We start from the raw sequence: 24,658 nt of genomic DNA, 5'->3' as shown, positions 1-24,658 counted from the left end.
TCGTTGCAACTGGCTCAGCTTACAGCTGTGGGCCAGCGGCCTTGATGGCGTCGGACACGTCGAACTTCTTGAAGTTCTCGGTGAACAGCTTGGCCAGGCCTTTGGCAGCTTCGTCGTAGGCAGCTTTGTCAGCCCAGGTGTTGCGCGGGTTGAGCAGCTCGGTCTCGACGCCCGGAACGGCCTTCGGCACGTCCAGGTTGATGATGTCCAGGTGCTCGGTTTCGGCACCGACCAGAGCACCGCTCTGGATCGCCGCGATCACGCCACGGGTGGTCGGGATGCTGAAGCGCTTGCCGACGCCGTAGCCACCGCCGGTCCAGCCGGTGTTGACCAGGTAGACCTTGGAGCCGAAGGCGTTGATACGCTTGATCAGCAGCTCGGCGTACTCGCCAGCCGGGCGCGGGAAGAACGGTGCGCCGAAGCAGGTGGAGAAGGTCGACTTGATGCCGCCACCCGAACCCATTTCAGTGGAACCGACCAGCGCGGTGTAGCCGGACAGGAAGTGGTAGGCCGCCTGCTCGTTGTTGAGGATCGAAACCGGAGGCAGAACACCAGTCAGGTCGCAGGTCAGGAAGATGACTGCGTTCGGCTCGCCGCCCAGGTTGGCTTCGGCGCGCTTGGCGACGTGCTCCAGTGGGTAGGCAGCGCGGCTGTTCTGGGTCAGGCTGACATCGGCGTAGTCGGCGTGCTTGTTGCCGTCGAGAACGACGTTTTCCAGCACTGCGCCATGCTTGATGGCTTTCCAGATGACCGGCTCGTTCTTCTCGGACAGGTCGATGCACTTGGCGTAGCAGCCGCCTTCCATGTTGAAGACAACGCCTTCGCCCCAACCGTGCTCGTCGTCACCGATCAGGTAACGGCTTTCGTCGGCCGACAGGGTGGTCTTGCCGGTGCCGGACAGACCGAAGAACAGGGTTACATCGCCTTCTTCGCCAATGTTGGCTGCGCAGTGCATTGGCAGCACGTCAGCGGCCGGCAGCAGGAAGTTCTGCACCGAGAACATGGCTTTCTTCATTTCACCGGCGTAACGCATGCCAGCGATCAGCACCTTCTTCTTGGCGAAGTTGATGATCACGCAGCCGTCGGAGTTGGTGCCGTCACGCTCAGGTTCGCATACGAAGTTGGCGACGTTGAGGATCTGCCACTGGTCGCGGCCAGCCGGGTTGAACTGCTCCGGGTTGATGAACAGGCAACGGCCGAACAGGTTCTGCCAGGCGGTCTGGGTGGTCATCTTCACCGGCAGGTAGTGCTCGGCGGCAGCACCTACGTGAACGTAGGAAACGAAGTGATCCTGGGCGTTGTTGAACGCCTCGACGCGGTCCCACAGGGCATCGAACTTGTCGGCCGGGAACTTGCGGTTGATCGGGCCCCAGGCGATGGCGTCCTGGGTGGACGGTTCTTCGACGATGAAACGGTCAGCCGGCGAACGGCCAGTACGGTGGCCAGTCTCGACTACCAGCGCGCCAGTATCGGCGAGCACGCCTTCACCGCGTTGCAGCGCTTCTTTTACCAGCTCATCGACGCTCAGGTCGGTGTACACGGTGTTGTTGGCTTGCGTCATGAGATACCCCATCCGGCCCGAGGCCGAGTGCTCCAAACGTTTTGTAGTTGTCTAAAAAAAACTACTACAGCGAAAAAAGTGGCCGGATTATGCCAGAAACGCCCAAAAAAAGTAGGCCCCTCCTGTCGTAACCGCGCTTTTGCGCAATTAGACAGGAGATTTACCTGTGATTAACCGTTTCAGTGGCGAGTTTCTGAGGCCGTGTCTGTACCGCCGCCGGCAAAGAGTTGCGCAACATCGTTGGCATCGAAGAAATAGCGCTCGTTGCAGAACTGGCAATCGATCTCCACCTTGCCGCCACACTCCTCCACCAGCTGCTTGGCATCGTGTTCGCCAAGACTGACCAGCGCATTGCCGGAACGTTCACGCGAACAGCTGCAGTTGAAGCGCAGTGACTGGATGTCGAACAGGCGCACGGCGTCTTCGTGGTACAGGCGGTGCAGCAGGGTTTCGTTGTCTTCGGCCCACTCTTGGGCTTTCAGCGTGCTGGCCAGGGCAACTACGTGCTGCCAGCTGTTTTCACGGTCTTCTTCGTCACGCTCGCGATCGATCGGCAGCTGTTGCAGCAACAGACCGCGCGACTTGCCGCCTTCGGCATTGAGCCAGAAGCGCGTATTGGTCTGCTGCGACTGGACGAAGTAATTGGTGAAGCATTCCGACAGGTTGGCGCCGTCGAGGTCGACAGTACCCTGGTAGCGCTGGCCTTTGACCGGGTCGATGGTCAGGGTCAGGTGACCGTCGGGCATCAGCTGCGCCAGCGTTGCATCGGCAGGGATCTGCTCGGCTTCGTAGCGGGCCATGCCACGGATGTCACGGTCGCTGGAGCACTCCACCATCAGCAGCGGGACCGGCCCGGCCGACCGCGCCTGCAGGATCAGCAGGCCGTCGAACTTCATCGCGCCTACCAGCAAAGCCGTAGCGGCCATCAGCTCGCCGAGCAGTGCAGCCACTGGCTGCGGGTATTGGTGACGCGCCAACACCGCAGCGTAGCTGTCATCGAGTGCCACCCACTCGCCGCGGATGTCGCGGTCGTCGAAGATGAAACGTTGGGTGAAATCGGTATCCGGCAAGTCGCTCATAGGTTTCGGCTATCTGAAAAGGGTGTCTAAATGATTACACGGACATGCGAGATACCGCACGCGGCAACCATCGCTCTACAGTGTTTCTGGTTATGGCCATTTGGCCAGATGTTGTGCATGACTTTCGACGAGTGGCTGTGCCACAGGCCTGATGCCTATGTGGTGGTTGATGCGCTGTTTTCCAAGTGGCATGCAGCCCTATCGCCGGCAAGCCGGCTCCCACACTGTCCGCGTCGCCCTCAGTTCCTGTGGGAGCCGGCTTGCCGGCGATAGGGCCGCCGCTCAATCAAAACTGCCATGCAGCTGATGGATCTGCCGCCGCTGCTTCTTGTTCGGCCGGCCATCGGTAGTCACACCCATGGCGCCGGCCTTGCGCATCTCTGCCGCCTGCTCACGGCGGCGCACACTGTCCTGGGTTTCTTCATACAGCGCCTGGGCCTCAGGCGCGCCCCTGCGCACCACCGACAGCGCCTTGACCACCACCGTGCGCTCGTCGAAGCCGGTGCGCAGGACGAACTCGTCGCCTACGCGCGGTTCCTTCCCAGGCTTGCAACGTTCGCCCCGGCAATGCACCTTGCCGCTTTCGATCGCCGCCTTGGCCAGCGCCCGCGTCTTGTAGAAGCGCGCCGCCCACAGCCATTTATCCAGGCGAACCTTGTCGTCGTCTTCGGCTTTTTGTGCCATCCCGTTACCTCGAACACTGTCTTTCATCGAACTGTACTACCGTAACGATCGGATGCAAAAAGATCGCGCCGTGCTTACAGTTCACCACCTTATTCTCAGGGTGTGCTTCGTGAAGACATTTGACCATCTGACTGTGATCGGCCTGCGTGAGTGGGTCGCCTTGCCCGACCTCGGCGTGGCAGGCCTGCGCGCCAAGATCGACACAGGCGCCAGCACCTCCAGCCTTCACGCCACCGAGATCGAGACGTTCGAGCGCGACGGCGAAGCCTGGGTACGTTTCACCGCCCACCTGGGTTCGGTGGTGCAGTTGCGGCACCGTCGTTGCGAGGCACCACTGGTCACCATGAAGACCATCAAAAGTTCCAATGGCCAGGCCCAGACCCGCTACGTCATCCGCACCTCGCTGGCGCTGGGCGACCGCGTCTGGGAAGTCGAATTTACCCTGGCTTGTCGCAAGAGCATGCGCTACCGCCTGCTGCTCGGTTCCAAGGCGCTGATTCACGGCCAGTTGGTGGTCAACCCTGGCCTCAAGTACGTTCAAGACAAACCGGCCTTTGCGGCCACCCTTTCTCCTGTCACAGGTGCTGCATGAAGATCGCTGTGCTGTCGCGCAACCCGCGTCTGTATTCCACCCGCCGCCTGGTCGAAGCCGGTATCCAGCGTGGCCATGAAATGGTAGTGATCGATACCCTGCGGGCCTACATGAACATCGCCAGCCACAAGCCGCAGATCCATTACCGGGGCAAGCCGCTCGAGGGCTTCGATGCGGTGATTCCACGCATCGGCGCCTCGGTGACCTTCTACGGTTGCGCTGTGTTGCGCCAGTTCGAAATGATGGGCGTGTACCCGCTCAACGAGTCGGTGGCCATCGCCCGCTCCCGGGACAAGTTGCGCTCGTTGCAGCTGCTGTCGCGGCGCGGCATCGGCCTGCCGATTACCGGTTTTGCCCACTCGCCGGACGACATCCCGGACCTGATCCAGATGGTCAATGGCGCGCCCCTGGTGATCAAGGTGCTCGAAGGCACCCAAGGCATCGGCGTGGTGCTGTGCGAGACGACCCAGGCGGCCGAGTCGGTGATCGAGGCGTTCATGGGCCTGAAGCAGAACATCATGGTTCAGGAGTACATCAAGGAGGCCGGCGGTGCCGACATTCGCTGCTTCGTGGTGGGGGACAAGGTGATTGCTTCGATGAAGCGTCAGGCCAAGCCAGGGGAGTTTCGCTCGAACCTGCACCGGGGCGGCGTCGCCAGCCTGATCAAGATCACTCCTGAAGAGCGGATCACCGCGATTCGTGCGGCCAAGGTGATGGGCTTGAGTGTGGCCGGGGTGGATATTTTGCGCTCGAACCATGGGCCGTTGGTGATGGAGGTGAACTCCTCGCCGGGGCTGGAGGGGATCGAGGTGACCACCGGCAAGAACGTGGCTGGGATGATCATCGAGCATCTGGAAAAGAATGGCGGGCCGAATCAGACCCGGACCAAGGGTAAGGGTTGATTCGAGGGCCCTATCGCCGCGGTTCGTCGCCACGACAAGCCGGCTCCCACAGGGTCACCACAATCCTCAAGACCTGTGGGATACCTGTGGGAGCCGGCTTGCCGGCGATAGGGCCGGAACAATCAACCAAAAATCAAACAGCATTGCGCGGTAGCAGCAACCCCAACGGCAACCTCACCCGCGCCTCGATCCCACCACCGGACCGATTGCGCAGCTCCACATTGCCGCCATGCTGCGCCGCAATCCGCTTGACGATCGCCAGTCCCAGCCCGGTGCCCTTGCCACCCCGGGCACGGTCCCCACGAATGAACGGGTTGAAGATGGTCTCTAGCTCCGACTCGTCGATCCCGGCGCCCCGGTCAAGCACGCTGAGCACCACATACGGCGCACTCTCGTCACCCGACACATAGGCCGCCACTTCGACCCCCTTGCCCGCGTGGTGCAGGGCATTGCCGATCAGGTTGCCCAGCATGCGCTTGAGCGACACCCGACGCAGCGGGAACGGCGGGATCGGTTCCAGGCACAGGCGCACACGTTCGTGCGGCTGGTTGAAGGGCGCTACCACTTCACGCACCAGGTCGGCCAGGTCGACCTCTTCCACCGGTTCGTCACGGCCATCGCGGATGAACGCCAGGAACTGGTCGAGAATGGCGTCCATGTCCTCGATGTCGCGCACCATGTCGTCGCTCAGCTCGCTGTCGCTGCCCAGCAGGGACAAGGACAAGCGCAAGCGCGTAAGGGGTGTGCGCAAATCGTGGGATACCCCAGCCAGCATCAGCTCTCGCTCACGCCCGGCCTGCTCGACATCCTCGGCCATCTGGTTGAAGGCCCGGTAAACCTCGGTCATCTCGCTGGGCGTGTCGCTGATCGGCAGACGCACACTGCGCCCCTGGCCCAATTGGCGGGCGGCGAACACCAAGCGCTTGAGCGGCTGGTTGAGCTGGCGCACGAAGATCCACGCCGAGGCGGTGGACAACAGGCCGATGGCCAGGAACCAGCCCAGTACGTTCCAGATCTTCTGCCCGCGCAACGGGTGGGGATACAGCGGTACTTTCAGCCAGCCAGGCCCCAGGCTCGGCGCGTTGACCCACAATGCCGGCGGCGCGTGAATGCGCAGACGCACTTCGGTGTCTTCACCCAGCTCGGCCTGCATCTGCCGTTGGTAGATCTCGCTGTATGGCCAGTGCTGCTCGCCTTCAGGTACGCCAGAGCCAGTCACCCGGATAAGGCCGGCGGCCTCGGCGATCTTGTCGCGGTTCTCTTCATCGGCGGCCCAATAGGCGCGCAAGGTCAGCGCTACGCCGTGGCTGTACTGACGATCGACCAGCACGTCCTCGTTCATCAGCAGGTAGACGAGGGTCAACGCCTTGGAAAACAGGACGACGATCAGCACCAGCCACAGGGTGCGGGCAAAGAAACTCTGCGGGAACCACAGCGGTGTCTTCATCAAAGGTGCAGCATCATTTGCCAGCGTTTCCGTCTGGGACGAACACATAACCCACGCCCCAGACCGTCTGGATGTAGCGTGGCTTGGACGGGTCCGGCTCGATCATGCGGCGCAGGCGCGAAATCTGTACGTCGATGGAGCGCTCCAGCGCGTCCCACTCGCGACCGCGGGCCAGGTTCATCAGCTTGTCGCGGGTCAGCGGTTCGCGGGCATGCATGACCAGCGCCTTGAGCACAGCGAACTCACCGGTGGTGAGCATGTGCACTTCGTCACCGCGCTTGAGTTCGCGGGTGGCCAGCGACAGTTCGTAGTCGCCGAAAGTGACCGACTCGTCCTCGCTGCCCGGAGCACCCGGCACACTAGGCGCCTGGCGACGCAGCACGGCCTTGACCCGCGCCATCAGCTCGTCGGGGTTGAACGGCTTGCCCAGGTAATCGTCGGCGCCCAGTTCCAGGCCCTTGATGCGGCTGAGCTCGTCGCCCTTGGCGGTGAGCATGATGATCGGGATCTGGTTGTTCGACTGGCGCAGACGCTTGCACGCGGACAAGCCGTCTTCACCCGGCAGCATCAGGTCGAGCACCACCAGGTTGAACACCTCGCGCTGCAGCAGACGGTCCATCTGTTCGGTGTTGGGGACCGCACGGGCGCGATAGCCCTTGCTGGTGAAGAAACGTTCCAGCAGGCTGCTGAGCCCCGGATCGTCGTCGACGATGAGAATCTTGTCACCTTCAGCGGTGTTGGGGGTGCCAGTCATGAATAACTCCTCTGATATCGCCGCGCATTATGGCGTAGCCATTACCCTGCGTGACGTGAGCATTGTTAGCAGATTTTTCCCCGGGCGCCAGTTCCTGGCCACAGGCGCTGGCCTGGCGCCATCACCGCAAGCCGATTTCGATCGGTATAATGCGCGGTTTTCAATCCTTGTCAGGTGGTTCACATGGACAGCATCAACAGCCGTATCGCCGAGGAACTGGGCGTTCGCCCGCAGCAGGTCGAAGCGGCCGTGGGCTTGTTGGACGAAGGCTCGACCGTGCCCTTCATCGCCCGTTACCGCAAGGAAGTGACCGGCAGCCTGGACGACACCCAGCTGCGCCACCTGGAAGAGCGTCTGCGCTACCTGCGCGAGCTCGACGACCGCCGCGCCAGCATCCTGTCCAGCATCGAGGAACAGGGCAAGCTGACCCCGGAACTGGCCCGCGAGATCAAGCTGGCCGACACCAAGACCCGCCTCGAAGACCTCTACCTGCCGTACAAGCAAAAGCGCCGCACCAAGGGCCAGATCGCCCTGGAAGCCGGCCTTGGTGCGCTGGCCGACGGCCTGTTCAACGACCCGCAGCTGAACCCGGAGAGCGAAGCCGCGCGCTTCGTCGACGCCGACAAGGGTGTGGCCGACGTCAAGGCCGCGCTGGAGGGTGCCAAGTACATCCTCATGGAGCGCTTCGCCGAAGACGCCGCCCTGCTCGACAAGCTGCGCAGCTTCCTCAAGCACGATGCGGTGCTCAGCGCACGCGTGGTGGCGGGCAAGGAAGAAGAAGGCGCCAAGTTCCGCGACTACTTCGCCCACGACGAGCTGCTGCGCAACGCGCCGTCGCACCGCGCCCTGGCGATTTTCCGCGGGCGCAACGAAGGCGTGCTGAGCGCATCGCTGAAAGTCGGCGAAGAGCTGCCAGGCACCCTGCACCCGTGCGAGGTGATGATCGCCGGCCACTTCGGCCTGGAAAACCGCAGCCGCCCTGCTGACAAGTGGCTGGCCGAGGTAGTGCGCTGGACCTGGAAGGTCAAGCTGTACACCCACCTGGAAACCGACTTGTTCGGCGAGCTGCGCGACAACGCCGAAGGCGAGGCGATCAACGTCTTCGCCCACAACCTGCACGACCTGCTGCTGGCCGCACCGGCCGGCCCGCGTGCCACCCTGGGCTTCGACCCGGGCCTGCGCACCGGCTGCAAGGTCGCCGTGGTCGATGCCACCGGCAAGCTGCTGGACCACACCACGGTCTACCCGCACGCGCCGAAAAACGACTGGGATCGCACCATTTCCATCCTCGCCGCCCTGTGCGCCAAGCACTCGGTGGAACTGATCGCCATCGGCAACGGCACCGCCAGCCGTGAAAGCGACAAGCTGGTGGCTGAGCTGGTGAAGAAGTACCCAGCCCTGAAGATCACCAAGATCATGGTCTCGGAAGCCGGCGCATCGGTGTATTCGGCGTCGGAACTGGCCGCCCGCGAGTTCCCGGACCTGGACGTGTCGATCCGTGGCGCGGTGTCGATTGCCCGCCGCCTGCAGGACCCGCTCGCCGAGCTGGTGAAGATCGACCCGAAATCCATCGGTGTCGGCCAGTACCAGCACGACGTGTCGCAAATGAAGCTGGCCCGGGGCCTGGACGCCGTGGTCGAGGACTGTGTGAACGCCGTGGGCGTGGACGTCAACACCGCCTCGGTGGCCCTGCTGACCCGCATCTCCGGCCTCAACAGCACCTTGGCACAGAACATCGTCGCCCACCGCGACGCCAACGGCCCGTTCGCCACCCGCGCCGCACTGAAGAAAGTCAGCCGCCTGGGCGAGAAAACCTTCGAGCAGGCTGCAGGCTTCCTGCGCGTGATGAACGGCGACAACCCGCTGGACGCCTCGGCCGTGCACCCGGAGGCCTACCCGCTGGTGCAACGCATCGCCGCCGATACCGAGCGTGACATCCGCTCGCTGATCGGCGACAGCGGCTTCCTCAAGCGCCTCGACCCGAAACGCTTCACCGACGAATCCTTCGGCCTGCCGACTGTCACCGACATCCTGCAGGAACTGGACAAGCCTGGCCGCGACCCGCGTCCCGAGTTCAAGACCGCCACCTTCCAGGACGGCGTCGAAGACCTCAAGGACCTGGAACCGGGCATGATCCTCGAGGGGGTGGTCACCAACGTCACCAACTTCGGTGCCTTCGTCGACATCGGCGTGCACCAGGACGGCCTGGTGCACATTTCGGCGCTGTCGGAGAAGTTCATCAAGGACCCACGCGAAGCGGTCAAGGCCGGTGACGTGGTCAAGGTCAAGGTCATGGAAGTGGACATTCCGCGCAAACGCGTTGGCCTGTCCATGCGCATGAGCGACACGCCGGGCGAAAAGGTCGAAGGTAACCGCGGCGGCAACCGTGGCAACGGTGGCAACCGCGCGCAGCAGGCGCCGCGTCAGCGTGAAACAGCCCCCGCCGCACCGGCCAACAATGCCATGGCCTCGCTGTTCGCCAACGCCAAGCAGCTGAAGAAGAAATGATGGAAATCCCCAAGGAGCTTGTCGAGAGCGCTTACAGCCAGCTGCTTGGCTGCCGCGTGCAACGCCTGGACACAGGCGTTGCCGAGGTGGCCCTGGCGCTCGAGCCGCACCTGCGCAACCGCGGCCAGAAGCTGCACGGCGGGGCGATCTTCAGCCTGGTGGACATCGCCATGGGCCTGGCCTGCTCGGCCAGCCATGGCTTCGACCAACAGAGCGTGACCATCGAGTGCAAGATCAACTACCTGCGCGCCGTCAGCGAAGGCGACGTGCTGTGCAACGCCCGCGTGCTGCACGCCGGGCGCCGCACCCTGGTGGTCGAGGCCGACGTAGTCCAAAGCGACAAACTGGTGGCAAAAGCACAAGGAACCTTTGCGGTTCTCTAGCTCACCAAGCGTTATCTACGGTATTTTTGGCAGCATCTGGGGGCAACTTTGCGTCCCATCGCCGGCAAGCCGGCTCCCACAAGGTCCACCGCTGACCTCCTGTGGGAGCCGGCTTGCCGGCGATGGGCCGCAAAGCGGCCCCGAATTCGGCGCCGGAACCGCGTAACCCAGGCGACAACGCCAGTTCCTTTTCCAACTACCCTTGTAGACCGTCAACGCTACCCCCATATTGGGGCGACTGACGCGTGAAGGAATCCATCTTGAGCGACCTCCTCAACCGCCGCCTGAGCCTGCTCAGCGCCAATCTTCCCCTGCTCGAGCAGTGCCTGCACGGTATTGAGCGCGAATGCCTGCGCGTAACCGACGAAGGTCGCCTGGCTCAGACTCCACACCCGGTAGCGCTGGGTTCGGCGCTGACCAACGAGCAGATCACCACCGACTATTCCGAGTCGCTGCTGGAGTTCATCACCCCGGCCCTGGCCGACCCGGCCAAGGTGCTCGAGAACCTCGAACAGACTCACCGCTTCGTCTACAGCAAGCTGGGCGACGAATACCTCTGGAGCCCGTCGATGCCGTGCACGCTGCCGGCCGAGGAGGACATCCCGATCGGCGAGTACGGTACGTCCAATATCGGCAAGCTCAAGCACGTCTACCGCAAGGGCCTGGCCCTGCGCTACGGCCGCACCATGCAGTGCATCGCCGGTATCCATTACAACTTCTCGCTGCCCGAAGCGCTGTGGCCACTGCTGCGCGACGCCGAAGGCAGCACCGAAGGCGACCGCGACTACCAGTCCTCGGCCTACATCGCGCTGATCCGCAACTTCCGCCGCTACAGCTGGCTGCTGATGTACCTGTTCGGCGCTTCGCCGGCGCTGGACAAAGGCTTCCTGCGCGGCCGCCCGCACCAGCTCGAAGAGCTGGATGCCGAAACCCTGTTCCTGCCCTACGCCACCAGCCTGCGCATGAGCGACCTGGGTTACCAGAGCAACGCCCAGGCGGGCCTCACGCCCTGCTACAACAACCTGGACAGCTACACCGACAGCCTGCGCAAGGCCGTCGGTACGCCCTACCCGCCCTATGTCGAGATCGGCACCCATGTCGATGGCGAGTGGGTGCAACTGAACACCAACATCCTGCAGATCGAGAACGAGTACTACTCGAACATTCGCCCCAAGCGCGTCACCTACACCGGCGAGCGGCCGATCCAGGCCCTGACCTCGCGCGGCGTGCAGTATGTGGAAGTGCGCTGCCTGGACATCAACCCATTCCTGCCGGTCGGCATCGACCTGGCCGAGGCCCGCTTCCTCGATGCGTTCCTGCTGTTCTGCGCGCTGGAAGAAAGCCCGCAACTGGACAACGGCGAATGCGGCCAGTGCACCAGCAACTTCCTCACCGTAGTCAAGGAAGGCCGTCGTCCCGGCCTTGAGCTGCACCGTGATGGCCAGCCGATCACACTGAAAACCTGGGCCACCGAACTGATCGGACGCATTGGCCAGCTGGCCGAGCTGCTCGACCAGGCCCACGGCGGCGATGAACATGCCAAGGCCCTGGAGGCGCAACAGGCCAAGGTCGACGACGCCTCGCTGACCCCATCGGCCCAGGTACTGGCCCGCATGACCGAGCATGACGAAAGCTTCGTGCAGTTCTCACTGCGCCAGAGCCGCATTCATGCCCAGACCTTCCGTGAGCAGCCACTGCCCCCCGAGCGCCAGCAGGCCTACGAGACCCTGGCCCGCGACTCGCTGGCCGAGCAATCGCGCCTGGAGCAGCAAGAGGTCGGCGACTTCGACTTGTTCGTGGGTGCCTACCAGGCCAGCATCCTGGCGATCAGCAACTAATGACCCGCAGCGCCACCCCACGCAAGCCACGCGCCAGCAGCCAGGCCAGGATCGAAGCGATCCTGGCGGCGGCTCGCGAATTGCTGGCCGGGCAAGGGGTGGCCGCGCTGTCGATCTACAGCGTGGCCGAGCGGGCGCAGATTCCGCCATCGTCCGTGTATCACTTCTTCGCCAGCGTGCCGGCCTTGCTTGAAGCACTGACTGCGGATGTGCACCGAGCATTTCGCGAAGCCCTGAGCGCGCCCATAGACAGCAGTGCATTCACCACCTGGCACGAATTGTCTCGGCTGGTCGAGCAGCGCATGCTGGCCATCTACAAAGAAGACACCGCAGCGCGTCAGCTGATCCTGGCCCAGCATGGGCTAAGCGAAGTGGTACAAGCCGACCGCCAGCACGACATGGAGCTTGGTGAGCTCATGCACAGGCTGTTTGATCGACATTTCCAGCTACCGGCCATGCCGGGCGATGTGGATGTCTTCGCCTTGGCCATGGAGCTGAGCGACCGGGTGTATGCTCGCTCGATGCAGTTGTTCGAACAGATCACACCTCGCATGGCAGAGGAAGGCATGCGCGTTTTCGAGGCCTACCTCGCACTCTACTTGCCGCCCTTCCTACCCAAGCGCACCCTCGGCTGAATACATAGATTTACCACCGAGCAAGGCGTAGCGACCGTTTCAATGAGGCATTTGCAAACATGCAACCTCAAAGAGACCTTTGCCCATGCCTACCCCCGAAAGCTTTCAATACGCCAACGTGCAGGCATTACCGCTTACCGACACGGATACCGTCGACCAACAGTTGGCCGGCAGGAGTAATCTGCTGGTGGCAGCCAAGCCCGCTTGGGTGCACGCCACCAGGCAGCTGCAACGGCTGTTGGACGCAGCGCCCACCTTGCAGCATGCGCTGCGGACAAGGTTGCGTGCCCACCTCGATTTGAACCCTGATGCCTGCGGCCTGCACCACGATGGCCGGCAAGTGACCCTGCTGAACTTCGCCGCCCGCCTGCTCGCCAGCCCGGTGCTCGGCAATGCCTTTTCCGCGTGGGCCACCTGGGGCTTCGACGACGCGTCACAACGCTCGCAATGGACCGCCAAAGACTGGATTACCGACCTCAATCCCGTCGTGAATGCGCTGAGCCTGCAGGCCGCCCGCAATTACTGGCAAGGCCGTATGCCAGGTACCGCCATCTCGCGGCAAAAACACGCAAGCGGCTTGCTGCGCCAACACTTCCTGAGCTGCCTGGACATCGCATTCGGCATCGGCAAGTTGGGTCTGGACGACTGGAAACAAGGCCGGCGGCCTGAGCTCAGCCACGCGCAGCTGCAATGGCGACTCCCTACCGGAACCCTGCTGACCAGTACCGCGGCACTGGCGCTGGCGCCGCGATCCGGCGATTCGGCTTGGCTGATCTACCTGCCAGGTATCAACAACGCCATCCTGCGCTTCGACAGCCTTCAGAGCATGCGCGACTGGATCTTGCTCAACCGTTCCTGGTTCTGGTCGGACCCAAGGTCGCCCATTGCCACCGGCACACGCGATAACGTGATCGTCACAACGATTGAAACCGATGGCTTCGAGACGCTGGTGGAAGACCATGTGCGGCAATGCCAGGTCATTTCCGACCATCTGCTGGAGCAGGCCTGTGAGCAAAGTGAAACCGACCCGCTGGACTGGAGCGACTTGCAGCGCTGGGAAGCCAATCGCAGTTCGATCATCCTGGCAACCCTCGCGCCGGCAACCGAGACTGCCATTGATGCAGTGACCGCGACCGATACGGCAATGGCGCAGGAGGAGGTTCATTTCGCTCACTTGGAGCAGTACCTGCCATCGGCCTGGCGCCAGGATCAGATCGAGCATCAGGAGACCTTGCTGGCGCAATACCTGGACGACGACACAGCGCCCACTTCGCTCAACTTCACCCTGTTGCGAGAGCGCCAGGAACAGCTAGACCAGTCGCAGGACGAACTGGACCTGCTCCTGCTTGAGCTACCCGATCAGGTAACCGATGCAGACCTGAAGGTGCTCAAGGGGGAAGAGACGCTGGAAGAGCTGATCAGCGAAAAGCTGTGTCAGGCCCTGCTGAAGGAGGCACGTCTGCAGAATACCTTGGGGGATCTTTCATCCACCCACCTGGAATGGATAGAAAAACTCGTCGACAGGCCCGAGCCAAGTCTACGGCGCCCCGTGCAAGCCAGCACGCTGGAACTGGTCGCCGGCGATCGCAAGTGGCAGCTGTGCGGCTACATGACATTTCGCGCCACGCCCAACGACGACACACAGGATGATTCGCTGCTGCTCTACCGGCCCGGCCAGCGCGGCGGCCTCATGGCCTTCGATGATCAGTGGCAGCTTGCCAGGCGCCTGCTGGCAACGCTCCAGGGAGCATGGCCCGATGCCCTGCTGGAATCGGCTGTTCCAACAGACAGCTCACGGCTGCTCGACGCCCTGGCAAGCTCAACAGCGGTCACGTTCACACACCCACCCATCCTTTCGCACTTCATGCGCGATTGCGTGAAAGCTGTCGTCAATGCGCTGCCTGCCCAGGCTACTCGCGAACAGATCCGGCAACGCCTGTGCAGCAGCGAGAACCGCGCCAGGGCCCAGGCCATGGCGCGGTTTGCGGAGCAGAACCGTACTGACCATATCCAGCAACAGCTAACGCCGCTGCAACACCTCGACAGCGAACAGCGGGCCGAGCTCGTCGCTCGAATGAAGGCATTGCAGGTATCACTGTATGCATCGGGAACGGTGCTCAAGGGCCTGCCAACGCAGCAAGCATTTTCGCGGGCCATGCTGCATCAACACCTGCGCAACGCATTCAAGCTGCAGGAAATACCACGGATCAGCCTTGATATCGCCGACAGCGTCACGACCAAGAAAGAGGTCGCCGGTCAGTCCGCCACAGGCGGTGCCGGTGCCAGAGTCGTACCGGTCTACAGCAAGGAGCGCAGCGATGTTGCCCTGGAAACATTCATGCTGCAGGCGTTGGATGATGATCGGCGCTTGCTGCTCAAAGACGCCAATGTGAAGTTCGAACCCTCAGGCAACGCCCTGCTGCGAGCCAACGTAACGCCAGCCTACATTGCTGAGCTGATCGAGCAGCTGGACATGGCTGGCAGCTACGAAAGGCACATAGTCGACACTTTTCAAGGTGCCAAGGAAGCATCCGATTGGCTCGTCCAACTGCGCCAGGAAACCCTCCGTGCACCTTATGAGGATTGCTTGAGGGTGCTTGTGCTGACCAGGCCGCCCAGCCTCGACAACCATGGCCAACACCTGCTGGAAACATTCTGCCAGGAACAGGTCGATGCATTGGCTTCCAGAACCATTGCCTACCACACCCTCATACTCAGACCCGGCACGGCAGCCGACGGCTCGAGCGACAGTGCAGGGCTTTCCGACACCTATGTGATCAAGGGCACCACCGGCCCCGTACTGCTCTACGTACCGAACGCTCCCGTCGGACACGTCATCAGCCAGCACGAAAGCACCGACGCGGCCTGCGAGGCGCTGCAACGCATGGCGCTGGACGACAGGATGGTCCGGTTTCTGGCGCTGCAGGCCGACGCTGGCGACCCAACCCAGCATGAAAGCTACATCAACACCGCATTGAAGAGCGCTTTCAGATTCATCGCTCTTGGCCCGGCACGCCGCGAACCGATGCCCACGCACCAGTGTCACCTGGACATGGGCGAACGGATCCGCAAGCACCGCGCCACCTCACGTAGCCAGGCCGACCTGACGCTGTCAGCACCGGACAGCTTTGATCATCATTTTTTCATGGGTTTGAAACTGGCGCTCTGCTTCGTGCCAGGCGCGGGTACGGCAATAGCGGCATACGATGGCTGGCATGCCGCGAATGCAGCAGTGCGCGCCTTCGGCCGTGGCGATGAAGAGGAAGGGCTGCAGCACCTGGTCAGCGTGCTGCAGTCGTTGAGCGACGCCATCGTTTCGCTCGCACTGCTGGGCGCCTCGTCCAAACCTGCGCCCTCGGCACGCCAACTGACGCTGCAACGCCAGCGGATCGACCCGCTTCGCCCGCTGGGCGGAATTCGCAAGCAGCGGCCCAACCCCTTTGCCGGTTACGAAGTCGAACCGCCGCTGGGGTCGCTGCAACGCTCCACCCATGTCAAAGGCGCAGGTGTGCTCAAGCTTGCAGGCACCGAGCAGCACTACATTGCACGAAACAACACCTGGTATGCCGTGGATTGGGATTCGACCTACGCGACCTGGAGGCTCAAGCCGCAGGGTACCCGCAGCTACCGTCAGGCTGTGCAGCTCAGCGAGTCGGGGACATGGGATACCCCCGGCAGGCTGAGCGGCCTGCTGGTCGAAAACGGGCTTGCTGGCGGCGGCGACGCACTCAGCAACCTCTACGCACAAGGCATTGCTGTCTGGCGCACTGCGCTTGGCCGGCAGCGGCCACAACTGACCGGGCTGGAACTGGCGCGCGAGATAGACGGTGAGCTCCAGCGCATCGCCGCAAGCATGCAATCAAAGCAGATAGCCTACCAAACAGCCATGCGGCCGCACATCGATGGGAAGGAGCTCAGCACTGCACAAAAGGTCGCCATTGCCAATACCCGCAAGCAACTGAGTGACGAGCTCAACGTGAACATCGCGTACAACGAACACAGCATTGCGCGCCTCAAGGAGCAACGTGCAACGCTGAACAGAGCGGATTTCAGAAGGTTCGTTGGCCTGTGTGAGCAAAACATCAATGAAATGAGCGTGCTCGACATGAAACTGGCGTCTGGGCGTTTTCTCCTTGCCAGTGAGCGGGTGCTGCAGGCCTCCAACGCCATGAGGACTGCAAGTGCCAGTGCCTCGGCCGCCTCATTGATCAAGCGCCTGGCGATCGAACTGCAGGTGGCAGAGAACGAACTGGCCGACACTTTGGCGATGATGGAGCGCATCGCCATTCGCCACCACGACCGGCGCAAGCAGTTGCAGGGCAGCGTATTGACCCAATACATGCACAACGCCGACGCGTCGGGCCTGACGCTTGATGTGGCCAACACCCGACTGACTCGGGCGGCGATCCTTTCAAATTCACTGTTCGACGCCAACGCTGTCGAAGATGTGAACTTGGATATCTTTCTGGATCTTTACCTCGACCAGGGTAGTGCCTTGCGCAGCACGCTCTTCAGCCATCTTGCCTTGCCCAAGGCAGGCCTCACCCGCGCTCAGGATCGGCATTTCCTGACTAATGCCCAAAGGCACTACCAGCATTACCTCAACCACCTCACCGCCTGGGAAGACACCTTCCAGGCCCTGATAGCCATGGACCAAGCCCAAACCTTCCGCCAACTCATGGGTCAACTGATCAAGGAGATCGATGACGACCTGGCCAACGTTATCCAGCGCCCCGCCGTCAAACCCGACCGCGGCCCTACCCGCCCGCGGTTGTTCGAAACCGAGGACGGGCCACGCATCGGTAGCGAGGTCAGCGAACACGGGCAGATACGCATGCACATCAACCGGCCCAATACGCAGCAGGCGCATTCCATCTACATCAAGAACGATGCGAACACCTGGCAGCTGGTCCGGCCCGCACGCGCTACCCCGACTCAGTCGCTGCCGGAACTTGTGAAGATTGCCAAGGCGCGGCTGAGCGATGTGCCCAAGCACCGGGCCAGGTTGCCCCAATACAAGACACCGGATGCGATACCCATCGACCTTGAAGACATTGCACAGGGCTACGCGCAGCAACTACGATTTCTTGCAAAAAGGATTCGTGAAAAAGCTGGCCCGGCGATCACCAGTGAGCACGACACCCTGGTGAAAAGGCTGGACACCAGCGCCGACGAACTGGACGCACTGGGTCGAACGCTACGTATCGAGCAGACCAAGGCGACCGGCAAGCCTTCGGTATGGCATCTGGATTACCTGCTGGAACAGCAAGCAGTTGAAGTCGCCTGGTCGCGCACATTGAAAGCGAAAGTGGATCGTAAAGGTAAACCCATCGAATACCTGGAAGAGTATCGGGTGAATGACAAGCAGACCAAGGAGCCTGTCTGGTATGCCCATTTCCACTTTCGTCAACGGCCGACGCAGGGCTTTACGCGGCTTGAGTCAGGCCATTTGAAACATCCGAGCGAAAGAAACCTTGGTGCCGGGGCCTGGCGGGGTAGCTTGAGTGAAGCTCAAGCCACCCGGATTTTCGGCAACCTGCGCCCGGTCAGCGACTGACGCGGCATCCTCGCCTGGGCTGCACGGCAGCCCAGGCATTAACTACTCACAGCTTGGCGATAGACACTTCCGTCGATTTGACGAAGGCAATCACCTCGCTGCCCACCTGCAGCTCCAATTCCTTCACCGAACGCGTGGTAATCACCGACGTCACGATACCCGAGGCCGTCTGCACATCGATTTCCGACAGCACCGGGCCTTCGAGGATCTCCTTCACGGTGCCTTTGAACTGGTTACGTACGTTGATCGCTTTGATGGTCATGGCTTTATTCCTTCTCTTGGGTTCAGTCGGGTAAGTGAGTCATTCAGTGCGCCCAGCGCAGTTGCGTGGGCAGAGGGGCTACAGGGTCCGGCTCGGGCGCAGTGCCAGGAGCCGACAGCACACGGTTGAGCACTTCGCTTTCCAGCGCAGCCAGGCGGTGCGAACCACGTGCCCTGGGCCTTGCCAGTTCGACATTGAGGTCCAGGCCGACTTCGCCGTCCTCGATCAAGACCACCCGGTCGGCCACCGCGACGGCCTCACTGACGTCGTGGGTCACCAGCAGCACGGTAAACCCGTGCTGGCGCCACAAGCGTTCGATCAGCTGCTGCATCTCGATTCGGGTCAACGCATCCAGTGCGCCCAGCGGCTCGTCCAGCAGCAGCAGGCGCGGCTGGTGAATCAGTGCGCGGGCCAGGGCCACACGTTGCTTCTGGCCGCCCGACAAAGCCGCTGGCCACTCGTTGGCGCGGTCAGCCAGGCCGACCGCCTCCAGGGCATCCAGCGCACGTTGGCGCCAGTCGCCACGCAGGCCCAGGCCGACGTTGTCTATCACCTTCTTCCAGGGCAGCAAGCGCGAATCCTGGAACATCAGGCGGGTATCCTCGCGGGCATCTGCCAGCGGCGCAGCACCGGCCAGCAGCTCACCGGCGCTGGGCTGGTCGAGCCCGGCCAGCAGCCGCAGCAAGGTGCTCTTGCCGCAGCCACTGCGGCCAACGATGGCGACGAACTGGCCGGCCGGAATGTGCAGGTCGATACCGCGCAGCACTTCACGCTGGCCGAACGTCTTGCGCAGGCCGTTGGACGCCAGCGGAATGCCCCGCAACAAGCGCGGCGGTTGTTCCTTGAGCACGGTCATACGCCCTCCTTCTTCGCCACTTGATAGGCCGGGTGCCAGCGCAGCCAGACTCGCTCCAGGCCGCGGGCGGCAAGGTCGGCTAGCTTGCCGAGCACGGCGTACAGGACGATCGCCAGGACCACCACATCGGTCTGCAGGAATTCGCGGGCATTCATCGCCAGGTAACCGATGCCGGCATTGGCCGAAATGGTTTCGGCGACGATCAGGGTCAGCCACATGAAGCCCAGGGCGAAGCGCACCCCGACCAGGATCGACGGCAGCGCACCCGGCAGGATCACCTGGCGGAACAGGCCGAAGCCCGACAGGCCGTAGCTGCGCGCCATCTCCACCAGCGCCGGGTCGACGTTACGGATACCGTGGTAGGTGTTCAGGTAGATCGGGAACAGCGTGCCGAGCGCGACCAGGAAGATCTTCGCCGACTCGTCGATTCCGAACCACAGGATCACCAGCGGGATCAGCGCCAGGTGCGGCACATTGCGGATCATCTGCACCGAGCTGTCGAGCAAGCGTTCGCCCCACTTCGACAAACCGGTGATGAAGCCCAGCGCCAGGCCGATGCTGCCACCGATCAGAAAGCCCAGGCCGGCACGCCAGCCGCTGATGGCCAGGTGGCTCCAGATCTCGCCGCTGCGTACCAGCTCGACACCGGCACTGACCACCGCACTCGGCGCCGGCAGGATGCGCGTCGACAGCCAGCCCGCGCTGACCGCCAACTGCCACACCGCCAGCAGCGCCAGCGGCAGTGCCCACGGCGCCAGGCGCTGGCTCAGGGTGGAGGACGTTGCACGACTCATGGCCCGGCCCTCAGCTCTGCGACACGGATTTGGGCAGGATGTCGTTGGCCACCATCTCGCCGAACGGGCTCACATAGCCGCCGGTTTTCGGCTGCTCCGGGCGCTGAATGTCGAGGTGAGGGAACAGCAGTTCGGCCACACGGTAGGACTCTTCCAGGTGCGGGTAGCCGGAGAAGATGAAGGTATCGATGCCCAGCTCGGCATACGCCTTGACCCGCGCGGCCACGGTCGGGCCATCGCCGACCAGCGCGGTACCCGCGCCGCCACGCACCAGGCCGACACCGGCCCACAGGTTGGGGCTGACTTCCAGGTTGTCACGGTTGCCGCCATGCAGCGCGGCCATGCGCTGCTGGCCGACCGAGTCGAAGCGCGCAAGCGACGCCTGGGCGCGAGCGATGGTGTCGTCGTCCAGGTGCGAGATCAGGCGGTCGGCGGCGGCCCAGGCTTCGTCGTTGGTTTCCCGCACGATCACGTGCAAGCGGATCCCGAAGCGTACTTCGCGGCCTTGGGCGGCAGCCTTTTCCCGTACTTGGGCAATCTTCTCGGCGACGGCAGCTGGCGGCTCGCCCCAGGTCAGGTACAGCTCGACCTGTTCGGCGGCCAGGTCCTGGGCGGCTTCGGACGAACCACCGAAATACAGCGGCGGACGCGGCTGTTGAATCGGTGGATACAGCAGCTTGGCGCCCTTCACCTGGATGTGCTTGCCGTCGTAGTCGACGTTTTCGCCTTCCAGCACCTTGCGCCAGATGCGGGTGAATTCGACCGAGGCCTCGTAGCGCTCCTGATGGTTCAGGTGCAGGCCATCACCGGCCAGTTCGTCAGGGTCGCCGCCGGTAACCAGGTTGAACAGCGCGCGGCCGTTGGACAGCCGATCCAGGGTAGCGGCCTGGCGTGCGGCCACGGTCGGCGAAATGATGCCCGGACGCAGGGCCACCAGGAACTTCAGGCGCTGGGTCACCGGGATCAGCGATGCTGCCACCAGCCAGGAGTCCTCGCAGGAACGCCCGGTCGGGATCAGCACCCCACCAAAGCCAAGGCGGTCGGCGGCCTGGGCGATCTGCTGCAGGTAGCCATGGTCGACCGCGCGGGCGCCGTCGGAAGTGCCCAGGTACTTGCCGTCACCGTGGGTAGGGAGGAACCAGAAGATGTTCAGGCTCATTGGAGTTGTCTCCTCAAGGGTGGCTCATGCCGGAGCGGCGCCCCGGCGCAGGCGTATCGATCAAGGCGCGCTGGCGACCTTGGCCGGGGGTGTCCAGATCACATCCTTGATGCTCAGCGGCTTGGGAATCAGCTTGAGCGCCTGGAAGGTGTCGGCGATTTTCTGCTGTGCAGCCACAACCTCAGGGGTCAGCGGGGCGGCACCGTAGCCTTGGCGCTTGACCGAGGTCAGGGTGATGTCGGCGGGCAGACCGAGCAGCGGCGAAACTTGGTCGGTCACCTGCTGCGGGTTGGCCTGGGACCATTCACCCACGGCGCGTACCTCTTCGATCAGGGTGTTGATCACGGCCGGGTGCTGGGTCGCGTAATTGCGGGTGGCCAGGTAGAACTGGTGGTTGTCGACCAGGCCCTTGCCATCACGCAAGGTGCGGGCCTGCAGCTGTTGCTCGGCGGCAGCCTGGTACGGGTCCCAGATCACCCAGGCATCGACACTGCCACGCTCGAAGGCGGCGCGGGCATCGGCGGGTGGCAGGTACACCGGCTGGATATCGCTGTAGGTGAGGCCGGCGTCCTGCAGGGCGCGGACCAGCAAGTAGTGGACATTGGAGCCTTTGTTGAAGGCGACCTTCTTGCCTTTGAGCTCCTTGACCGACTGGATCGTCGAACCCTTCGGCACGAGGATGGCTTCGCTGTGAGGCGCAGGCGGCTCGTATGCGACGTAGAGCAGATCGGCACCGGCGGCCTGGGCGAACACTGGCGGGGTTTCGCCGGTGACGCCAAAGTCGATGGAGCCGACGTTCAGCCCTTCGAGCAGCTGAGGGCCTCCGGGAAATTCGGTCCACTGCACCTGTACGCCCTGCTCGGCCAGGCGCTTTTCCAGCGTACCCTTTGCCTTGAGCAGCACCAGGGTGCCGTATTTCTGGTAACCGATACGCAGGCTCTCGGCCTGGGCTTGGGTAATGGCGCCGAAGGACACAGCCGCCGCAAACAGGGCGACCAGACCACGACGCAAGAAGACTGTGCGCATGGCGCTCTCCTGTGCGATTGGGTTCGGGTTGCACCTGCTTGCCTCGTTGGCGGGCGAGTAAGGTGATACAGCGGTAGGACGGGGATCAAACGATCTGTGGAAGTGACAGTACCAGCCTTCTCATATACCTAGAAATCATATTTTTTCATTTGTTTATTCCATTTAAATCTTTTGACCTTTAGGGCCTTATCGCTGGCAAGCCAGCTCCCACAGGGGGGGCAGCGCCGATCCCTGTGGGAGCCGGCTTGCCGGCGATGAGGCCCTTGCAGGCATAAAAAAAGGCCGTCGAAACGGCCCGAATATCCCTGCTATGGCTAAGAGCAATGCAACGAGGAATGCGTCAGCGGTTGGGTTGCGGAGTCAGCCGCAGATAGGGTTTGACCGCCCGATAACCTTTGGGGAAGCGCTGCTTGATTTCGTCCTCGTCCTTCAGCGAAGGCACGATCACCACCTCGTCGCCGTCCTGCCAGTTACCCGGCGTGGCGACCTTGTGGTTGTCGGTCAGTTGCAGCGAGTCGATGACCCGCAGGATTTCATTGAAATTGCGCCCGGTACTGGCTGGATAGGTGATGGTCAGGCGCACTTTCTTGTTCGGGTCGATGACGAACAGCGAGCGCACCGTCAGGGTGTCGCTGGCGTTCGGGTGGATCAGGTCGTACAGGTCGGACACCTTGCGGTCGGCGTCGGCGATGATCGGGAAATTGACCACCGTGTTCTGGGTTTCATTGATGTCATCGATCCAGCGGTGGTGGGAGTCGACCGGGTCCACCGAGAGGGCGATGGCCTTGACCCCACGCTTGGCGAAATCGTCCTTGAGCTTGGCGGTCAGGCCCAGTTCGGTGGTGCACACCGGGGTGAAGTCGGCCGGGTGGGAGAACAGCACACCCCAGCTGCTGCCCAGCCATTCGTGGAAGCGGATCTTGCCTTCGCTTGAGTCCTGTTCGAAATCCGGGGCGATGTCGCCGAGTTTGAGGCTCATGGGGTGCGGCTCCTGTGCTGTGTGCTGGCCTTGTTGGAGTTCAATGTGCCTGCATCCTGATCAAAATAAAAAGAATAAATACTGATTTATTTATAACCATACGGCATACGGAATTGCAGGCACAAAAAAGCCTCGCACTAGGCGAGGCTCTCTTCGATCAGCTACGGCTTACAGGAAGTTGTAAGTGTAGTTGAAGATCAGACGGGTCTGATCCTTGTCGGCCGGCGCTTGGCCTTCACCGCGGTAGACACCGTGACGCAGGCTGGCGCCCAGACCTTTGAGGGTGCCTTCCTGGATCACGTAGTCGATACGGGCGTCACGTTCCCACTCGTGGTAGGTGCCGTTGCCGGAAGTATTGCGGATATCGGTACCACGCAGGTACGCAATGGAAGCTTTCAGGCCAGGTGCGCCAAGGCGGGCGAAGTCATAGCTGTACTGACCGAAGGTGGTGTTGGTGCCGGCACGGGCGAACTGGTTGATCATGCTGTCGGTGAACAGGTAGAAGCTTGCACCGCCAGCACCTTCCAGGTTGCCATTGCCGTCTTCGACGTTACCTTGGTTCAGCCAGACGAAACCACCGTCATCGCTGACCTGTTGGTGGCCGAGCATCAACGCATGGCCACCCAGGGCGTAGGTGAACATGGCAGACCAGGTCTTGTTGTCGATCTCGCCAGCATGCTTGGCATAACCGCCGTTGTTGTTGAAGAAGTACTCGCCGCCGTCACCGTTCTTGCCATCGCTGCTGCTGTCAAAGTAGCGCAGGTCAGTCTTGAACGAAGAGTCGTCGGAAATCTTGTAGAGGTGGGTCGCACCCAGGAAGTGCTGCTTGTAGAAGTCCTTCAGGTTCGAGTAGTAGTACTGCAGGGTCAGGTCCGGAGTGAGCTTGTAGTCCAGACCGCCGTAGTAGAACTTGTTGCTGTCGACTGCGGAACCTGCGACAGACAGGCCAGTACGGTTGCTCGAAGCACGGCCCATGGCGTGAGTCAACTGACCGGCGTTCAGGGTCAGGTTGTCGATTTCCTTGCTCTGGATGGTGCCGCCTTCGAAGGTCTGCGGCAGCAGACGGCCGTCGTTGGCTACCAGGATCGGTAGGTTCGGCGCCAGGGCGCTACCGAAGTGAGCTTCCGTCTTGGAGAAGCGAGCCTTGGCGTTACCGCCAATGCGTGCCCAGTCGTGGACGGCGGAGCCATCGGAGTCGCTAGGGAAGAAGGTGTTGTTGGCATCCGGACGGCTGCCACGACCGCCATCCAGATGAATACCCCACAGCGCCTGGATATCGACGCCGAAACCAACGGTGCCTTCAGTGAAGCCGGACAGGTAGTCGAGCTTGAAGCCCTGACCGGTTTCGTTCTGGTCAGCGCCACCTTCACGGTTATCGTCGTTGAAGTACATGGTGCGCGAGCTCAGCGCCAGTTTGCTGTCTTCAACGAAACCTGCAGCAGCTGCTTGTTGGGCGAAAACCCCCAGTGCCACGGCCAGAGCCAGGCTGGACTTGTACATGTTTTGCTCCTCTACGTTCTAATTCTTGTGTATCTCTGGCGGCGGGATCTTCTGCCCCGCTTCGCCGTGGATGGGCGATTTAGTCCCAAAGCGTGACCAATAAGTCAATCGTTTCTAAACGTTTCGCGACTTTGGTCTAAGG

The 24,658-nt window shown here is 62.3% G+C and carries 19 protein-coding genes; 7 read left to right on the top strand and 12 right to left on the bottom strand.

Going from position 1 to position 24,658, the window contains the following annotated elements; genetic code table 11:
- Nucleotides 1-19: 19 nt before the first annotated feature.
- The 3 genes from ACIPZB_RS01935 to ACIPZB_RS01925 form a co-directional block, all read right to left on the bottom strand.
- On the bottom strand, nt 20-1,561 hold the full coding sequence (locus tag ACIPZB_RS01935; RefSeq protein ID WP_400638783.1) for a phosphoenolpyruvate carboxykinase: 1,542 nt from the start codon (nt 1,559-1,561) through the stop codon (nt 20-22).
- 179 nt (nt 1,562-1,740) lie between these two features.
- Nucleotides 1,741-2,640 (bottom strand): Hsp33 family molecular chaperone HslO, encoded by a 900-nt coding sequence (gene hslO, locus ACIPZB_RS01930; protein WP_400638782.1) that lies wholly within the window; start codon nt 2,638-2,640, stop codon nt 1,741-1,743.
- Between the two features lie 282 nt (nt 2,641-2,922).
- Nucleotides 2,923-3,324, bottom strand: coding sequence for an RNA-binding S4 domain-containing protein (locus ACIPZB_RS01925; protein WP_400638781.1), 402 nt, complete (start codon nt 3,322-3,324; stop codon nt 2,923-2,925).
- A gap of 109 nt (nt 3,325-3,433) precedes the next feature.
- Between ACIPZB_RS01925 and ACIPZB_RS01920 the strand changes: the two genes are divergently transcribed.
- Both ACIPZB_RS01920 and rimK read left to right on the top strand, forming a co-directional pair.
- Entirely contained in the window at nt 3,434-3,916 is a 483-nt protein-coding gene (locus ACIPZB_RS01920; RefSeq protein WP_400638780.1) for an ATP-dependent zinc protease, read from the top strand.
- The gene (gene rimK, locus ACIPZB_RS01915; RefSeq protein WP_008099005.1) at nt 3,913-4,818 is read left to right on the top strand and encodes a 30S ribosomal protein S6--L-glutamate ligase; all 906 of its coding nucleotides are present in this window, start codon (nt 3,913-3,915) and stop codon (nt 4,816-4,818) included. Before ACIPZB_RS01920 ends, rimK begins: the two co-directional genes overlap by 4 nt.
- Before the next feature lie 133 nt (nt 4,819-4,951).
- Here rimK and ACIPZB_RS01910 read toward each other — a convergent pair whose 3' ends face one another.
- The gene (locus tag ACIPZB_RS01910) at nt 4,952-6,265 is read right to left on the bottom strand and encodes an ATP-binding protein (RefSeq protein ID WP_400638779.1); all 1,314 of its coding nucleotides are present in this window, start codon (nt 6,263-6,265) and stop codon (nt 4,952-4,954) included.
- A gap of 13 nt (nt 6,266-6,278) precedes the next feature.
- Complete coding sequence (gene ompR, locus ACIPZB_RS01905) at nt 6,279-7,019, bottom strand: two-component system response regulator OmpR (protein ID WP_008099008.1); 741 nt, start codon at nt 7,017-7,019, stop codon at nt 6,279-6,281.
- A 183-nt stretch (nt 7,020-7,202) separates the two neighbouring features.
- Here ompR and ACIPZB_RS01900 point away from each other — a divergent pair, with 183 nt between their 5' ends.
- The 5 genes from ACIPZB_RS01900 to ACIPZB_RS01880 all read left to right on the top strand — a co-directional run bounded on the left by ACIPZB_RS01900 (nt 7,203) and on the right by ACIPZB_RS01880 (nt 17,940).
- Nucleotides 7,203-9,527, top strand: a complete 2,325-nt coding sequence (locus ACIPZB_RS01900) for a Tex family protein (protein WP_400638778.1) — start codon at nt 7,203-7,205, stop codon at nt 9,525-9,527.
- A complete protein-coding gene (locus tag ACIPZB_RS01895; RefSeq protein WP_400638777.1) occupies nt 9,527-9,910 on the top strand; it encodes a PaaI family thioesterase in 384 nt (127 codons plus the stop codon). The genes ACIPZB_RS01900 and ACIPZB_RS01895 overlap by 1 nt, the downstream gene beginning before the upstream one ends.
- 245 nt (nt 9,911-10,155) lie before the next feature.
- Nucleotides 10,156-11,748 carry a glutamate--cysteine ligase gene (gshA, locus tag ACIPZB_RS01890; RefSeq protein WP_400638776.1) on the top strand — a complete coding sequence of 531 codons (1,593 nt, stop codon included), beginning with the start codon at nt 10,156-10,158 and terminating at the stop codon, nt 11,746-11,748.
- Nucleotides 11,748-12,383: a TetR/AcrR family transcriptional regulator gene (locus ACIPZB_RS01885; RefSeq protein WP_400638775.1), complete on the top strand. Its 636-nt coding sequence runs from the start codon at nt 11,748-11,750 to the stop codon at nt 12,381-12,383. Before gshA ends, ACIPZB_RS01885 begins: the two co-directional genes overlap by 1 nt.
- Before the next feature lie 85 nt (nt 12,384-12,468).
- The gene (locus ACIPZB_RS01880; protein WP_400638774.1) at nt 12,469-17,940 is read left to right on the top strand and encodes a dermonecrotic toxin domain-containing protein; all 5,472 of its coding nucleotides are present in this window, start codon (nt 12,469-12,471) and stop codon (nt 17,938-17,940) included.
- Nucleotides 17,941-17,986: 46 nt separating this feature from the next.
- Here the strand turns inward: ACIPZB_RS01880 and ACIPZB_RS01875 are convergent, their stop codons facing one another.
- The 7 genes from ACIPZB_RS01875 to ACIPZB_RS01845 all read right to left on the bottom strand — a co-directional run bounded on the left by ACIPZB_RS01875 (nt 17,987) and on the right by ACIPZB_RS01845 (nt 24,516).
- Entirely contained in the window at nt 17,987-18,202 is a 216-nt protein-coding gene (locus ACIPZB_RS01875) for a molybdopterin-binding protein (RefSeq protein WP_008095172.1), read from the bottom strand.
- Between the two features lie 43 nt (nt 18,203-18,245).
- Nucleotides 18,246-19,058, bottom strand: a complete 813-nt coding sequence (gene ssuB / locus ACIPZB_RS01870) for an aliphatic sulfonates ABC transporter ATP-binding protein (RefSeq protein ID WP_400638773.1) — start codon at nt 19,056-19,058, stop codon at nt 18,246-18,248.
- Nucleotides 19,055-19,852: an aliphatic sulfonate ABC transporter permease SsuC gene (gene ssuC, locus ACIPZB_RS01865; RefSeq protein WP_400638772.1), complete on the bottom strand. Its 798-nt coding sequence runs from the start codon at nt 19,850-19,852 to the stop codon at nt 19,055-19,057. Before ssuC ends, ssuB begins: the two co-directional genes overlap by 4 nt.
- A gap of 10 nt (nt 19,853-19,862) precedes the next feature.
- Nucleotides 19,863-21,011, bottom strand: a complete 1,149-nt coding sequence (gene ssuD, locus ACIPZB_RS01860; protein WP_400638771.1) for an FMNH2-dependent alkanesulfonate monooxygenase — start codon at nt 21,009-21,011, stop codon at nt 19,863-19,865.
- 60 nt (nt 21,012-21,071) lie between these two features.
- A complete protein-coding gene (locus ACIPZB_RS01855) occupies nt 21,072-22,037 on the bottom strand; it encodes a sulfonate ABC transporter substrate-binding protein (protein ID WP_008095164.1) in 966 nt (321 codons plus the stop codon).
- Between the two features lie 340 nt (nt 22,038-22,377).
- The gene (locus tag ACIPZB_RS01850) at nt 22,378-23,016 is read right to left on the bottom strand and encodes a peroxiredoxin (RefSeq protein ID WP_400638770.1); all 639 of its coding nucleotides are present in this window, start codon (nt 23,014-23,016) and stop codon (nt 22,378-22,380) included.
- A 168-nt stretch (nt 23,017-23,184) separates the two neighbouring features.
- The gene (locus tag ACIPZB_RS01845; RefSeq protein WP_400638769.1) at nt 23,185-24,516 is read right to left on the bottom strand and encodes an OprD family outer membrane porin; all 1,332 of its coding nucleotides are present in this window, start codon (nt 24,514-24,516) and stop codon (nt 23,185-23,187) included.
- Between the last annotated feature and the right edge of the window lie 142 nt (nt 24,517-24,658).

Source organism: Pseudomonas sp. NPDC089396 (genome assembly GCF_044749545.1).
GTDB lineage: Bacteria > Pseudomonadota > Gammaproteobacteria > Pseudomonadales > Pseudomonadaceae > Aquipseudomonas.
This window is presented reverse-complemented; position numbering and strand designations above follow the sequence as displayed.